Genomic DNA, 14,706 nt, shown 5'->3' with positions numbered 1-14,706 from the left:
ATACGTTATATATGAAATGTGTTTTAAGGAAAGATAACGATATTAAGCACAATAAATTGAATAATGAGCGCTTACTATCGGAAACAGTTGGATTATCAAGGATTAAAGATAGGAGAATTGGGCATTATGGAAAAAATTTGGTTTGCTGAATACCAAAAAACTGGTATTCCCGAAACAGTTGATCTTCCAGCTGAAAATACATCTCTAATTGATGTGTTTGAGCGTAATTTCCAAAAATTTGGTTCACGTGACGCTTTTATCTTTATGGATAAAGTACTTACGTATAGTCAATTAGAAGAAGAAAGCCGTAAATTTGCAACGTATTTACAATCTTTAGGTTTACCTAAAGGTTCGCGTGTTGCAGTAATGATGCCAAACGTATTGCAATATCCTGTGGTTGCAATTGGTGTTTTCCGTGCAGGTTTGGTTTTGGTTAATGTGAACCCGTTATATACAGCACGTGAGCTTGAACATCAGTTAAATGATTCTGGTGCAGAAGTTTTGGTTATTATTGAAAACTTTGCGACAGTATATCAAACGATTATTGGTAAAACTCCCGTGAAGCATGTTGTTGTTGCTTCTGTCGGCGATATGCTTGGTGCATTAAAAGGTACAATTGTGAATTTTGTTTTACGCTCAGTACGTAAACAAATTCCAGCGTGGAATATTCCAGGTCATCAAAAATATAATGCGATTATTTCTAATGCAAATGTAAATCAATATAAGCGCCCAAGCTTAACTTTGAGCGATACTGCTGTACTTCAATATACAGGAGGAACAACAGGTGTTTCGAAGGGTGCTGAGCTAACTCACCGAAATCTTGTGGCGAACATGTTGCAATGTGATGGTATTTTCCAAAGTAAATTTGGTAAGCAAGATGGTGCACCTGATGATCGCTTCTTCTGTGCATTACCGCTTTATCATATTTTTGCATTTATGGTTTGTGCTTTATATGGCATGTACAAAGGGCAAGCGAATGTATTGATTCCAAACCCTCGTGATTTACCTGCTGTGATTAAAGAATTAAGAAAGTATCAACCGACTTTTTTCCCAGCAGTCAATACATTATTTAATGCGCTTGTGAATAATGAAGAGTTTAAACAACTTGATCATAGCCGATTAAAAATGGCGATGGGTGGTGGTATGGCGGTTCTACCGTCAACTGCTGCTGCATGGAAAGCTGTCACTGGTACTAACATTATTGAAGGTTATGGTTTATCTGAAACCTCTCCAGTTGCTGCAGTCAATCCACCAATTTCAGAAGAGTTCACAGGAACAATTGGTATTCCACTACCACTGACTGAAATTGCAATTTTAGATGATGATGGCAATGAAGTTCCTTTAGGTGAACAAGGTGAAATTTCAATTCGTGGTCCTCAAGTGATGCGTGGTTATTGGAATCGTCCTGATGAAACTGAAAAAGTTATGGTAAATGGTTTCTTCCGTACTGGTGATATTGGTGTTATGGATGAGCGTGGTTATATTAAAATCGTTGATCGTAAAAAAGATATGATTTTAGTTTCAGGATTTAATGTTTATCCATCTGAAATTGAAGAAGTTGTTTCTAAACATCCTAAGGTTTTAGAAGTAGCTGCAATTGGTATTGCTGATGAAAAATCAGGTGAAGTTCCAAAATTATTTATTGTGAAGAAAGATCCATCTTTAACGACTGAAGAAATTTTAGCTTTCGCTAAAGAAAATTTAACTGGTTATAAACGTCCGCGTTATGTTGAGTTTATGGATGAGTTACCAAAGTCGAATGTGGGTAAAATTTTACGTAAAGATTTACGGAAAACAGCATGATTTAGAGTTTAAAAAAGCGCCTTAGGGCGCTTTTTTATTTTTTCATCAGCCAACGATCAAAATAAGGTCGACCAATTGCAAAAATACCTAAAAAAATAAACATGGTTCCAAATTGACGATTAAAACCATTAATGTAGAACGAACCATAACTTAAGATATTATCAATTAAGCAATATACAAGTAATGCAATAATCCAATGCCATAAAGGTAAGCGCTTAATCGCTGTTGCATAAAATGCAATCCAAAGAACAACAAAAGTAAAAACGGTAGACCATATATTAAGATTGGCACAAATCACCGTTAATAAAAAAGCGACAACAGGTAAAACAATCTTTAAAACACGATCCATTTGACGCTGCTGTTGCTTTTGCTTTTCAAGTACGTCGAACAGTTCTTTTTGATCTTGTGTGACCATAAAATGGATCCCTTGATAGATTTAATCTTGAAACAGTATATTTAACAAAATTTATTGAATAAATGCCATGCTATGATACATCTACAAAAAAGCTAGATGAGAAAGGCTTCAATGCAAGGTATAAATGAAATCATTTATTTAATTTTGGCAGCGTGTCTTTTACCTTATGTATTTGCAATCATTGCAAAAATTGCAGGTGGATTTAAGGTAGCAGATAATCAGAACCCACGTGATTTTTTGGCAAAAACAACGGGTCTCGCTGCTCGAGCAAATGCAGCTCAACAAAATAGCTTTGAAAGTTTACCATTATTTATTGCCGCTGTTTTAATTGCAGAATATATGGTTGTTTCGCAAATTTGGATTTTACTTTTTGGTACTGCTTATATCATCCTAAGAATATTGTACGGTCTTTGCTATTTAGCAAATTTATCGAGTTTACGGTCGATCCTTTGGTTTTTATCTATGCTTTGTCCAATCAGTTTATTATTAATTGTGATAAAAATTACCTCATGAAAGTGAGAGATGAAAATACATATTTTTGTTTTGCAGATGTATAATCGACGCTATCTAAAATTAGATCACCATTTTTTGAATGGTTGAAATCGAATTAACTTAGTTAAAGAGTAATGCTATGAGTTACAGCAATATCCCTGCGGGTAAAGATGCTCCAAATGACATCTATGTAATTATTGAAATTCCTGCAAATGCAGCACCAATTAAATACGAAATCGATAAAGATTCTGATGCATTATTCGTAGACCGTTTCATGGGTACAGCAATGTTCTACCCAGCAAACTATGGTTATGTACCAAATACTTTATCTCTTGATGGTGATCCATTAGACGTATTAGTTGTAACTCCACATCCAGTTGAACCGGGTTCAGTAATTCGTTGCCGCCCAGTTGGTAAATTGAACATGGAAGATGACGGTGGTGTTGACGCTAAACTTGTTGCTGTTCCACACGACAAATTAACGCCAATTTATAAAGATGTTCAAGAATATACTGATCTTCCTCCTTTATTGATCAGCCAAATTGAACATTTCTTCCAACACTATAAAGACTTAGAACCTGGTAAATGGGTTAAGTTAAGTGGTTGGGAAGGTGCTGATGTTGCAAAACAAGAAGTATTGAGCTCAATTGCAGCTTATGCTGAAGCAAACAAATAATTTGCTGAAGTTATGATTGAAGCCGAAAGGTGGAATTAAAAAAACCTGCACAATGTGCAGGTTTTTTTATGACTTTAAATACTGCTAATTAAAATAATTTCACAGGAATATCAAGGAATACACGCCATTCATTAGTGTCTGGCATATAAGTATTTTCATAAGCTTGGTCAGCACGGTAATGAGAGTAACGTACGCGTAAGCTTGCGTCTTTCATTGCACCAGTTTGCATTGTGTATTTTACTTGGTTAAAGAACTCATGTTCTTTCGCATTATTATCAGTTTCTACACGACCAGTTTTAGTAGCATTCTCAGCACTTGCATGGATATTCCAACCATAAACATATGCAGAAGTCCAGTTAAGACCAGGAACACCAAATGTACCAAAATCTAAGTTGTATTGGATCTGTGCAGATTTTTCTTTATTACCGACAAAGTCAGATAAGTATGAGTTTGGTAGGTAAATACTTTGGTAACCATCAGCATGTTGCCCATAATCATAACCAACGTTACCATCATTTTGTTGGTAAGCTAGCATGATGCTATGTGGACCAGTTGCATAAGTGGTTGAAATTGCCCAAATTGCATTATGGTATGAATCATTAGCCGAGCCGATATACGAATATAGCCCCTTATTTGCAGCACGATCCCACTTTGTATAATAACCACTTACGTCATAAGTTAATGAACTATCATCAGCAAGTGTTTGTTTATAATTTGCATTAATATAATTACGGTTCAATCTATCTTTATTGTCTAACCCGTAATATGAAGCACTCAGTGCATCATTAAATTTATATTTTGCACCCCAAACATACGCACGTTTTAAGTCATTACCATCTGTTGAAATTTGATCTGACATTTGGTCTTTAGTGAATTTACCAGCAATCACTTCTAAATTATCAATTTCACGGCTTGTTGCTAAAACGCCAGTAAAATATTCTGGTACTAAACGAGCAGTATTACTAGCAAATACAGGAATATCTAAAACTTGAGTACCATAAGTAAGAGTTGTATTTGAAATACGAGCCTTAACATTAGCACCGCCACGTGTCCATTGGTCATGTGGATTACCATTGGCATCACGAGGAATCATTTCGTTACCAGAATGGTCATTTCTTCCCAGTTTGAAAGACCAATCAGCTAAAATACCAACACCAAAACCAATCGTACCTTGTGTAAAGCCTGATTGAAGATCAAAAATTGCTGTTTGAGCAGATGATCTAAGGTCATTAGCACCATTTTTACGGTCACGGTCGATAAAGCCAGTACGGAATAAAACAGATCCTGTTGCATCTTCAACAAAACCTTTTGCTTCACTTTGTTCGCTAGCAATTACGGCTGTAGAAAATATTGCATTGATTAATGCAACTAATGCAATTTTTTGAGTTTTTATCATTGAGAGCCTCATAAAGATGAAATGATAAGTGGTTTTTTTCTTACGAGCAGCGGAAAAAAAGATAATTGTATAGATTATCCTTAAAAAATATATGTTTTTTACAATATATTTGGTTATTTGAAACTAAAGTATAGCGAAAAAAATTGAGAGATATTCAATATGGTATGTTTCATATTTTAAATATTAGCTAAATGAAAGCATTTAAGCTGTTCAAAATAGGTGCTATTTTACGATTTTCCGCACTTATTTTGATCAATTTTAAATAAAACAGCCTTATTTTTTTATTTTTACTTCGTCTGTTATTAAAGATTTTTAATTGATCATATATCACATTTATAAACTATATTTTATATAGGCAAGATACAGTGAATTTAATACTTAACTATATATAAAATCTTTTAAAAGTTCCCACTACAAACAGTGCATTTCACATTATTGGCATAGCAATTGCTATGAGCTATATGAGTGATCAAATTAACCAAAAAATAATCGTGTAGAAAACGATCCTGGGGGAACTATATAATGAAATTCACTTTAAATACTTTAGGTTTGACTGTTGCATCATCGTTATTATCTACCGTTGCTTTTGCCAATGAGAAAGCATCTGATCATACAATTTCGGGTAATATTGGGGTAGTGTCTGAATATATTTTACGAGGAAATACAGCAGTGCCTGAAAATGATAATGCTGCTGTTCAGGGTGGCTTAGATTATAGCCATTCATCAGGCTTTTATATTGGTTATTGGGGATCTACATTAGGTTATTCATTAACAGATTTTGATTATGCAGAAGAAGCTTATACGGGTAGTAAAGCTTTTGAAAATGACTTTTATTTAGGTTATAACGGTTCAATTACTGAAGATTTTGGTTATACCATTGGTGGAACATATTATTATTACTATCAATCAGATGCAGATGTTAATACAACTGAAACCTTAATTGGAGTGAATTACAAAGATTTTGCTTTTACCACACAAACATTATTAGGCGATGTAGAGTGGGGTAATAAAGGTGATACTTATTTATTAGCAACATATAGTTATGCATTACCTCAAGACTTTACTTTAAATACGGCATTAGGTGCATATTACTATCGTGATAAAGGTGAATACGAAGGTATTACACTTGATACGCAAAAGAAATTTGCTTTCCGTCACTTTACAGTTGGTTTAAGTCATCCTTTAGGTGATACAGGTGCAAGTGTTTCTATGGATTATATTGTTGGTGGTAAATTACGCGATGATACAACTTTAAAAAATAAAGTCATTTTCGGCATAAAATATGATTTTTAAACTTTAAGTAAGGGTAACGAAAGTTACCCTCTTATTATTGTTGGTTTCTATAAGAGAGAGCTTCTGAGAGATGCTGATTTTGAATTTCATCGGAATTAGCTAAATCTGCAATTGTACGTGCAACACGTAGTATACGATGATAGGCACGTGCAGATAAATTAAGTCTTTCTTGAGCAATTTCAATAATTTTAGCTGCTTGTGGGCTTAATGTTGCAAATTTTTCGAGTTGTTTAGCACTTAATGCCATGTTTAGCATATTTTGACGTTGCATTTGTTTTTCATAGGCTTGTATTACACGTAAACGCACCATTTCGGATGTTTCTATTGGCACATTATTTTGAAGTTCATTTGCTTGTAAAGGCGGAACATCAATATGTAAATCAATACGGTCTAATAATGGACCAGAAATTCTATTTTGATAACGTTTAATTGCATCTACTGTGCATTGGCATCGTATATCTTGATTAAAAGCATAGCCACAAGGACAAGGATTCATCGCTGCAATAAATTGAAAGTTTGCAGGAAATGTAATTTGTCGAGATGCCCGTGAAATCACAATTTCTTTTGATTCTAAGGGTTGTCTAAGTACTTCTAAAACTTTACGGTCAAATTCAGGTAATTCATCTAAAAATAGTACACCTAAATGAGCTAACGTTATTTCACCTGGTTTTGGGTGTGAGCCTCCGCCAACTAAGGCGATTGCTGATGCAGTGTGATGTGGTGCACGGAAAGGTCTTTGACCAAAATAATGTGTAGTATTTGCGACAGAATAAATACTTGCAACTTCTAAATTTTCCTCTAAAGTCAAAGGCGGTAAAATACTGGGCAAACGTGAAGCCAACAAAGTTTTTCCTGTACCAGGAGGACCACGAAATAAAATGGAATGTCCGCCAGCTGCTGCAATTTCTAAAGCACGTCGTGGGCGTAATTGTCCTTTAACATCTTCTAAATCGAGTTGAATTTTTTTACTAACTCTTTCTTTATTTACGATATACGGATCTAGAGGATGACTTTGATCTAAATGTTGACATACTTCTTTTAAATTTTGGGCAGCAATGATTTGAAAATTTGGCAATTGTGCGGCTTCATCTGCATTTGTATGGGGCAGAATTAAAAGACGATTTGCCTTTTGACAGGCAATAGCAATACTTAAAATACCTGTAATTTGGCGAAGTTGTCCATCTAAAGCAAGTTCACCTACAAATTCAATATCTTGAGCAGTCTGTTCTGGTAGCTGTCCTGATGCAATTAAAATTCCTAAGGCTATTGCAAGATCAAGTCTTGATCCATCTTTCGGTAAGTCCGCTGGTGCTAAATTAATTGTGAGGCGCTTAGTTGGAAATTGAAAACCACTATTGATAATTGCAGAGCGAACACGGTCTTTACTTTCCCGAACAGCTGCCTCAGGTAAACCAACAATAGTCAATGACGGTAAGCCTTGGCTAATATGGACTTCTACTTCAATAGAAGGGGCGTGGATTCCTAATAGTCCACGCGTATAAACTTTTGAAAAAGACATTTTATTATTGTTCCGATTTGGTGCATTTTTTATTTTTTCAAATTCTTATTTTTGCACAAATATTGTGCTTATTTTTTGTTCGTTAATTGTATCTCTAATGCCTCAACTGTTTTAAGTAGTTCATTTAAGCGTAAATTTGCTTGGTTAAGTTGAGTACGTTGGCGTTCAATTTCTTCTTTAGAAACTAAATCAATTTTTGTAATTGCTTCATTGAGCAATGCTCGTAAATTGTGTTCGAGATCTTTTTTAGGTTGATCTACTTGTTCAAGAATTGCTTGTAATAATGTTTCTAACATAAGGAATCTCTAGAATGAATAGAAGGCTCTATCTATAGATTTAATTATAACATTTTCCAATTAATATAGGATTATATGATGATTAAAATCGTTATTATTCTTTTAAAAAAGCCTATTTCATACACTTTAAGTGGAATTAAATGTATAAAATAGAAGTACAAAAATTGCTTATGCTTTTTTTTAATTTCCCCCGACTTTAAAAAATTGGCATGAAATTTGAACATAAAACCTTACTGGTGAAATAAGCCGAAGGAAAACACACATGAAGTTAGTAACTGCTATTGTAAAACCCTTTAAATTGGATGATGTACGTGAAGCATTATCAGAAATTGGTGTTCAAGGGATCACCGTAACGGAAGTCAAAGGTTTTGGTCGCCAAAAAGGGCATACAGAACTCTATCGTGGTGCGGAATATGTTGTTGATTTCTTACCAAAAGTAAAAATTGAAATCGCAATCAGTGATGAAATGGTTGATTCTGTAATTGAATCTATTACTCGTGTAGCAAGTACAGGAAAAATTGGTGACGGTAAAATTTTCGTTACTAATTTAGAGCAAGTTATCCGTATTCGTACCGGTGAAACAGGTGCAGATGCAGTTTAATTAGTTTGGCATGAAGTTTGCTGAGTAGCAAATAACTCAAAAAACTAGGTCGGGGGATACGCATGAGAAAAATACTACTTGCGCTGAGTTTATCAGGCGCACTTTTTGGCAGTTCTGTTGCTTTAGCTGAAGAAGGATCAGTTCCAGTTTCAGAAGAAGTAACTATTGTAGAAGTAAATGCAGCGCCAATAGAGGCTGTAACACCTGAAGTTGAAACAGAAAAAGAACCAACAGCAGCAGTTCAAGCAGAAGAAAAATTAGATACTGGTGATACGGCATGGATTTTAGTATCAACAGCACTTGTCCTTTTAATGACTATTCCTGGTTTAGCTTTATTCTATGGCGGTATGGTACGTAAGAAAAACGTACTAAGCACAATGGCACATAGCTTTGTTGCAGCAGCCGTTGTGAGTATTGTTTGGGTTGTAATTGGTTATACTTTAGCATTCTCAGAGGGTAATGCCTTTGTTGGTGGTTTAGATAAAATTATGTTGGCAGGAATAACAACAGATGCACTTAGTGGCACAATTCCTGAAATCTTATTTGTTATTTTCCAAATGACATTTGCCATTATTACTGTTGCCATCATTAGTGGTTCTATTGCTGAACGTATGAAGTTTAGTGCATTCATTGCCTTTATTACGATTTGGGTTATTGTTGTATATGCTCCAATTACACACTGGGTATGGGGCGGTGGTTGGTTAGGTAATGATGGTGCACTTGATTTTGCTGGTGGTACAGTTGTTCATATTAACTCAGGGGTAGCAGGTTTAGTTGCAGCATACATGTTAGGTAAACGTATGGGCTTGGGGCGTGAATCTATGGCTCCACATAATCTGACATTAACTGTTATTGGCGCAAGCTTAATTTGGGTAGGTTGGTTTGGCTTTAACGGTGGTTCTGCACTTGGTGCAAATGGTTCAGCAGGTTATGCATTAGTCGTTACACAAGTTGCAGCAGCAGCAGCAGCAATTTCTTGGTTAGTTGTTGAAAAGATTGTACGTGGTAAAGCATCTGTATTAGGTGGTGCATCTGGTGCAGTTGCAGGTTTAGTGGTGATTACACCAGCAGCTGGTTTCGTTACTGTAAGTGGCGCTTTAATTATGGGGCTTATTGGTGGTGTGGTCTGTTTCTGGGGTATTACAGCACTTAAACGTGCATTAAAAGCAGATGATTCATTAGATGCATTTGGTCTGCATGGTGTAGGTGGTATTGTTGGGGCAATCCTTACAGCATTCTTTGCAAGTGAATTTATTATGGGTGAAAATGCACCGACAAATGTATTGACTCAATTATGGATTCAAGTTGAAGGTGTGTTAGCAACAATTGCATACTCAGCTATATTGACTTTTATTATTCTTAAAGTGATTGATTTAGTGATTGGTATTCGTGTTGAATCAGATGATGAACGCATGGGTCTAGATTTAAGTCAACATGGCGAACGAATTGAATAAGTTTAAAAATCAAATAATCAATATATTGTGGAAAACAGCCTAAATAGGCTGTTTTTTTTCTATATGTAGAAGAAGACTCTACAAATCTTAGATTTTTTGATACACTCAGACATCATCAGGATTTGTTCAATAAAAGCGCTATGCATTGTCCTTTTTGCAACGCCGCAGATAGTAAAGTTATTGATTCGCGTTTGGCGGCTGAAGGTTGCCAAATTCGTCGACGTCGAGAATGTATTAGTTGTGGTGAACGATTTACAACATTTGAAACTTATGAAGTCGTGATGCCTCGTGTTACGAAATCAGATGGCAAAAATGAACCATTTGATGAAGCAAAATTACGTCGTTCATTGCTTCATGCATTGCAAAAGCGTCCTGTGACACAAGAACAGATCGAAACAGTTTTGAGTGATATCCACTTACAAATACGTCGCTTAGGTGAAAGAGATGTGAAATCTCGAACTATTGGCGAAATTGTAATGCAAAGTTTATTTAGTTTAGATCATGTTGCATATGTTCGTTTTGCTTCTGTTTATCAAGATTTCCAAGATGTAGAAGCATTTCGTCGACAAATTGAACAAATGCAACAACGTGATCAATAAGTGTTAAAAGTAAGAGATTTCATTGCACATGTCTGAGTTAATTCAAGATTTTCCTCATCAAGATAAGATGTGGATGCAGCGAGCAATCAATTTGGCTCGGCTTGGACAATATTCGACAAAGCCTAACCCAAATGTAGGATGTGTAATTGTGAAAGATGGGCAGGTGGTTGGCGAGGGATATCATCCTCAAGCAGGTCAACCTCACGCTGAGGTTTTTGCAATGCGTCAAGCGGGTGAATTCGCTCAAGGTGCAACGGCTTATGTCACATTAGAACCTTGTGCACATTATGGTAGAACACCACCCTGTGCCAAAGGATTAGTGGAAGCAGGATTAAAAAAAGTCATTGTGGCGTGTTCTGATCCGAATCCTTTGGTTGCTGGTAAAGGCGTACAAATTTTACGTGATGCAGGTATAGATGTTGAAGTTGGCTGTTGCGAGACTTTAGCTCATACTTTGAATGAAGGCTTTTTAAAAGCAATGGCAACTCAAATGCCTTATGTTCGCTTAAAAATTGCATCAAGTTTAGATGGACGTACAGCAATGGCATCAGGTGAGTCAAAGTGGATTACTGGTGCAGAAGCTCGACAAGATGTTCAGCACTGGCGTGCAATTTCTGGGGCTGTGATTACGGGAATAGAAACTGTTTTAGCAGATGATTGTGAATTAAATGTACGTCATTTGAAAGATATAGACGATATTTCTCATATTGTTCAACCTAAAAGAATTATTTTAGATCGACAGGGGCGTCTACCACTAAATGCTAAAATTTTACAGCATCCAAATACTGTTATGGTAATGGGACCTTATCGCCCTGAGCTAGAAACACTTGGCGTGGTGCAAATTTCTATTCAATCTTTAACCAATCTGTTGGCTTATCTGGTTCAAGAACATCAAATTTATGATGTAATGATTGAAGCGGGTGCAACCTTATCAACTGCTTTTCTACAAGAAAATTTAGTGGATGAAGTCATTAGTTATGTTGCTCCAACTTTTTTAGGTCAGTTAGCACGTGCAATGTTTAATGCGAATTTTAATCGTATGACAGAGCAACTCCGTTTTAAGCTCATCGAGGTCAATCAATTGGGTGAAGATGTGCGTTTAAGGTTAAAACCTTCTCAAGAGACAGTATGAATTCAGAGTCTACGGTTTATCACAAACGTCGTCATGCAGCACGTACGACAGACGAATACTTATTCCATCAATTAGTTCCATATTTAGGGAATAAGCGCCGTTTATTACATTTAATCTTAGAAGCTCTAGAGAATACTGGAACTTTAAATCGACAGGATGGTCGTGCCCCTATTTTTGCAGACTTTTTTGCAGGTTCAGGTGTGGTTTCTCGTTTAGCACGTCAAAATGGTTATCGGGTTATTGCTAATGATTGGGAACCTTATAGTCACGCACTAAATAGCGCAATATTGTCTTGTACAGATGCTCCAGCATTTAAAGAGTTAGGTGGATATCAAAAAGCTATTGATTATTTAAATCGGTTACCTGAAGTTAAGGGGTGGGTGACACATAATTTATGTCCACGTAATGATGAAATTTATGATCCAGCACGTGATCGTTTATTCTTTAAACGTCGAAATGGTATGCGTATTGATTCCATTCGCCAACAAATTGCAACGTGGCAGGCACAAGGTGCAATTGATGATGTAGAAATGAGTGCATTACTTGCACCATTACTTTATTCAGCAAGTTTTGTGAGTAATACCAGTGGTGTATTTAAAAGCTTCCATCACGGATGGGGTGGAAAAACACAAACAGCATTGGAACGTATTGAGTCTTTACTTTGGTTAACTCCAAGTCGTTTTTGTGAAATTGGTGATCCAAAGCGACCAGCTGCTGAAATGTGGTGTGTAGATGCACAGCACTTAGCAAATCAAATGAGTAGCTTTGAGGTTGATGTAGCTTATTTAGATCCACCGTATAATCAACATGCTTATAGTAGTAATTATCATGTACTAAATGCTTTAACTTTATGGGATCAAGTTGATTTACCAACGCCAGATACCAAAGGTTTCAAAAGTGGAATTGATCGTGCTTGGCGTAAAGAACGCCCAAGTCCCTATAACTCTTCTAAGCATGCTAAAGAAGCGTATGAAAAACTACTTGAAACAATCAATGCTCGTTTTATCTTGACGAGTTATTCTACTGATGGAAATATCAGTGCGACTGATTTGTTACAAGCAAATTTAAAACGTGGTCGTGTGACTTTGTTGACACAAGATGTACCACGTTATCGTGTGAGTAAACAACGACAATCTGAAAGAGCTCGTGTGCTAGAATTTATTGTAATTACAGATACACATGCCAAATCAGGACCACCAATTCGTCAGCTATTAAGTCAGCTTCATCATTTTGCTGAATTAGGTGGTGTAGATACTAGCGGTGTAAGTACTCAACTAGCACTTTGGTAAAATTTTGATAAAAGATGAATAAATAATCTCAGAGGCACTTTTTTGGAAGTGCCTTTTTATTTTCTTAGGATAGAAGAAGATAAATTTTTTACATTATTAATAGATGATAAATTAGATTTAAAAATGGGTTTAAATTAATTTTTATTACGGTTATTTAATAGGTTTTAAGCAAAAATAGATGAAAAATATCTTAACTTGAGTTTAATTGTAGTGATTAAAAATCAAACTTCTTTACAGCAAGAATTGTAAGATAACTGAAAAATTATGGTAGTCTTAGGGTGATTTTTGGGGTAAATCATCTAAAAAAGATGAAATTTCATGCGAAATTGTACAAAGTACAACACTGAAAAATATTCAATGTCGACGAACTATTTATTGTCATTGAAGTACATGTGAGTGAAAAATGTTTACAGGCATTATTGAAAGTCTAGGTAAAGTAGAAAGTTTACAAAGTGTAGGCGGAGATATTCGTTTACGTATTCAAACAGATTTAGATATGTCTGATGTTCACCTAGGTGATTCTATTGCTACTAATGGCATTTGTTTAACCGTTATTGAATGGGGTGACAAATGGTATACAGCAGATGTTTCCCGCGAAAGTTTAAATCGAACGACTTTAGGTCAATGGAAAGTCGGGCAGCCTGTAAATGTCGAAAAAGCGATGTTGCCAACAACAAGATTTGGTGGACATATTGTCAGTGGACATGTAGACGCTATAGGTGAAATTACACTTGTACGTAAAGATGCTCGATCATTATATTTTGAAGTCACAGCGCCTGTTGAAATTGCAAAATATTTGGCTGAAAAAGGTTCTATTACTGTCGATGGTATTAGTTTGACGATTAATCATTTACGTGGTCATATTTTAAGTCTCAACTTAATTCCACATACTGCTGAACGTACTAATATTGGAACGTGGCAAGTAGGTTCTAAAGTCAATTTAGAAGTTGATGTTTTAGCACGCTATATTGAACGGTTATTATTGGGTGATAAGGCAGCTGAAGTAAAATCTGAAAAAACAGATATTAGTCTAAGTTTTCTCGCAGAGAATGGTTTTTTAAAATGAATGATGTGGACTTGAATCAGAGTTTAATGATTAAAATCATTTGATTCATCATCAAAGATCATAAGAGAAAAAAATTAAGATTTTGGACAAAAAAGTATGTTTGATTTTTTACTAAATTTAGAACAGTGGTTACCAGTATTGCTAGCCAATTACGGAGTTTGGATTTATGCCATTCTATTTTTAGTAATTTTCGCAGAAACTGGCTCTGTATTTATGTTTTTCTTGCCAGGAGATAGCTTACTGATTGCTATTGGTGCTTTATGTTCAACGACAGACGTGATTCATTTGCACTATATGGGCGTTACTTTAATTGTAGCAAGTATTTTAGGATATACCGTAAATTACTATACAGGCAGTTATTTAGGGATTAAGTACTTTAATAAGCATACACGTTATTTTAAACCTGAATATTTGGTAAAAACCAATAACTATTTTACCAAACATGGTGGGAAAACAATTTTAGTTGCTCGTTTTGTTCCTTTTGTTCGTTCATTTGCACCTTTTGCAGCGGGGTCAGCAAAAATGAATATTATAAGTTTTTCTATTTATAATGTGCTTGGTGGATTTATTTGGATTGGACTTCTTTTAGCGATTGGCTATGGAGTAGGGCATACTTTATCTGCTGTTGTTGATGTGTTTTAAATGCTAACCTAAGAATCATAAAACAAAAAAGCC

Annotated in this window: 15 protein-coding genes; 11 read left to right on the top strand and 4 right to left on the bottom strand. The window is 35.5% G+C overall.

Translation table 11 applies throughout. The features are described 5' to 3' along the window. Window positions 1-126: 126 nt before the first annotated feature. Entirely contained in the window at window positions 127-1,803 is a 1,677-nt protein-coding gene (locus tag AOY20_RS03110) for an AMP-binding protein (protein WP_054580509.1), read from the top strand. A 34-nt stretch (window positions 1,804-1,837) separates the two neighbouring features. Here the strand turns inward: AOY20_RS03110 and AOY20_RS03105 are convergent, their stop codons facing one another. After that, window positions 1,838-2,218, bottom strand: a complete 381-nt coding sequence (locus AOY20_RS03105; protein WP_054580508.1) for a hypothetical protein — start codon at window positions 2,216-2,218, stop codon at window positions 1,838-1,840. Window positions 2,219-2,329: 111 nt separating this feature from the next. On the opposite strand from AOY20_RS03105, the gene AOY20_RS03100 reads away from it, so the two are divergent. Further along, window positions 2,330-2,731, top strand: coding sequence for an MAPEG family protein (locus tag AOY20_RS03100; RefSeq protein WP_054580507.1), 402 nt, complete (start codon window positions 2,330-2,332; stop codon window positions 2,729-2,731). Between the two features lie 118 nt (window positions 2,732-2,849). Then, entirely contained in the window at window positions 2,850-3,386 is a 537-nt protein-coding gene (ppa, locus tag AOY20_RS03095) for an inorganic diphosphatase (RefSeq protein ID WP_005233448.1), read from the top strand. An 88-nt stretch (window positions 3,387-3,474) separates the two neighbouring features. On the opposite strand, the gene AOY20_RS03090 is transcribed toward ppa, so the two are convergent. After that, window positions 3,475-4,782 (bottom strand): OprD family outer membrane porin, encoded by a 1,308-nt coding sequence (locus AOY20_RS03090; protein ID WP_054580506.1) that lies wholly within the window; start codon window positions 4,780-4,782, stop codon window positions 3,475-3,477. Between the two features lie 522 nt (window positions 4,783-5,304). Here AOY20_RS03090 and AOY20_RS03085 point away from each other — a divergent pair. Beyond that, window positions 5,305-6,075 (top strand): TorF family putative porin, encoded by a 771-nt coding sequence (locus AOY20_RS03085; protein WP_054580505.1) that lies wholly within the window; start codon window positions 5,305-5,307, stop codon window positions 6,073-6,075. 34 nt (window positions 6,076-6,109) lie between these two features. Here the strand turns inward: AOY20_RS03085 and AOY20_RS03080 are convergent, their stop codons facing one another. Further along, entirely contained in the window at window positions 6,110-7,594 is a 1,485-nt protein-coding gene (locus tag AOY20_RS03080; RefSeq protein WP_054580504.1) for a YifB family Mg chelatase-like AAA ATPase, read from the bottom strand. A gap of 68 nt (window positions 7,595-7,662) precedes the next feature. Continuing rightward, window positions 7,663-7,890, bottom strand: a complete 228-nt coding sequence (locus AOY20_RS03075; protein ID WP_054580503.1) for an accessory factor UbiK family protein — start codon at window positions 7,888-7,890, stop codon at window positions 7,663-7,665. A gap of 262 nt (window positions 7,891-8,152) precedes the next feature. On the opposite strand from AOY20_RS03075, the gene glnK reads away from it, so the two are divergent. The 7 genes from glnK to AOY20_RS03040 all read left to right on the top strand — a co-directional run bounded on the left by glnK (window position 8,153) and on the right by AOY20_RS03040 (window position 14,673). Then, on the top strand, window positions 8,153-8,491 hold the full coding sequence (glnK, locus tag AOY20_RS03070; RefSeq protein ID WP_004650081.1) for a P-II family nitrogen regulator: 339 nt from the start codon (window positions 8,153-8,155) through the stop codon (window positions 8,489-8,491). 62 nt (window positions 8,492-8,553) lie between these two features. Further along, window positions 8,554-9,945: an ammonium transporter gene (locus tag AOY20_RS03065; protein WP_054580502.1), complete on the top strand. Its 1,392-nt coding sequence runs from the start codon at window positions 8,554-8,556 to the stop codon at window positions 9,943-9,945. Between the two features lie 140 nt (window positions 9,946-10,085). Next, complete coding sequence (gene nrdR / locus AOY20_RS03060; RefSeq protein ID WP_054580501.1) at window positions 10,086-10,544, top strand: transcriptional regulator NrdR; 459 nt, start codon at window positions 10,086-10,088, stop codon at window positions 10,542-10,544. 28 nt (window positions 10,545-10,572) lie between these two features. Further along, entirely contained in the window at window positions 10,573-11,676 is a 1,104-nt protein-coding gene (gene ribD / locus AOY20_RS03055) for a bifunctional diaminohydroxyphosphoribosylaminopyrimidine deaminase/5-amino-6-(5-phosphoribosylamino)uracil reductase RibD (protein WP_054580500.1), read from the top strand. Continuing rightward, entirely contained in the window at window positions 11,673-12,965 is a 1,293-nt protein-coding gene (locus AOY20_RS03050) for a DNA adenine methylase (protein ID WP_054580499.1), read from the top strand. Before ribD ends, AOY20_RS03050 begins: the two co-directional genes overlap by 4 nt. 403 nt (window positions 12,966-13,368) lie before the next feature. Then, window positions 13,369-14,031 (top strand): riboflavin synthase, encoded by a 663-nt coding sequence (locus AOY20_RS03045; RefSeq protein ID WP_054580498.1) that lies wholly within the window; start codon window positions 13,369-13,371, stop codon window positions 14,029-14,031. Between the two features lie 96 nt (window positions 14,032-14,127). Then, window positions 14,128-14,673 (top strand): VTT domain-containing protein, encoded by a 546-nt coding sequence (locus AOY20_RS03040; RefSeq protein WP_054580497.1) that lies wholly within the window; start codon window positions 14,128-14,130, stop codon window positions 14,671-14,673. Window positions 14,674-14,706: the final 33 nt, after the last annotated feature.

Source organism: Acinetobacter equi, assembly GCF_001307195.1.
GTDB classification, from domain to species: Bacteria; Pseudomonadota; Gammaproteobacteria; order Pseudomonadales; family Moraxellaceae; genus Acinetobacter; species Acinetobacter equi.
This window is presented reverse-complemented; position numbering and strand designations above follow the sequence as displayed.

Coding starts and splice junctions, on each gene's coding strand:
- AOY20_RS03080 (WP_054580504.1), bottom strand. CDS start 7,594: ATGTCTTTTTCAAAAGTTTATACGCGTGGACTATTAGGAATCCACGCC.
- AOY20_RS03105 (WP_054580508.1), bottom strand. CDS start 2,218: ATGGTCACACAAGATCAAAAAGAACTGTTCGACGTACTTGAAAAGCAA.
- AOY20_RS03065 (WP_054580502.1), top strand. CDS start 8,554: ATGAGAAAAATACTACTTGCGCTGAGTTTATCAGGCGCACTTTTTGGC.
- AOY20_RS03045 (WP_054580498.1), top strand. CDS start 13,369: ATGTTTACAGGCATTATTGAAAGTCTAGGTAAAGTAGAAAGTTTACAA.
- ppa (WP_005233448.1), top strand. CDS start 2,850: ATGAGTTACAGCAATATCCCTGCGGGTAAAGATGCTCCAAATGACATC.
- AOY20_RS03090 (WP_054580506.1), bottom strand. CDS start 4,782: ATGATAAAAACTCAAAAAATTGCATTAGTTGCATTAATCAATGCAATA.
- AOY20_RS03100 (WP_054580507.1), top strand. CDS start 2,330: ATGCAAGGTATAAATGAAATCATTTATTTAATTTTGGCAGCGTGTCTT.
- nrdR (WP_054580501.1), top strand. CDS start 10,086: ATGCATTGTCCTTTTTGCAACGCCGCAGATAGTAAAGTTATTGATTCG.
- AOY20_RS03075 (WP_054580503.1), bottom strand. CDS start 7,890: ATGTTAGAAACATTATTACAAGCAATTCTTGAACAAGTAGATCAACCT.
- ribD (WP_054580500.1), top strand. CDS start 10,573: ATGTCTGAGTTAATTCAAGATTTTCCTCATCAAGATAAGATGTGGATG.
- glnK (WP_004650081.1), top strand. CDS start 8,153: ATGAAGTTAGTAACTGCTATTGTAAAACCCTTTAAATTGGATGATGTA.
- AOY20_RS03085 (WP_054580505.1), top strand. CDS start 5,305: ATGAAATTCACTTTAAATACTTTAGGTTTGACTGTTGCATCATCGTTA.
- AOY20_RS03040 (WP_054580497.1), top strand. CDS start 14,128: ATGTTTGATTTTTTACTAAATTTAGAACAGTGGTTACCAGTATTGCTA.
- AOY20_RS03110 (WP_054580509.1), top strand. CDS start 127: ATGGAAAAAATTTGGTTTGCTGAATACCAAAAAACTGGTATTCCCGAA.
- AOY20_RS03050 (WP_054580499.1), top strand. CDS start 11,673: ATGAATTCAGAGTCTACGGTTTATCACAAACGTCGTCATGCAGCACGT.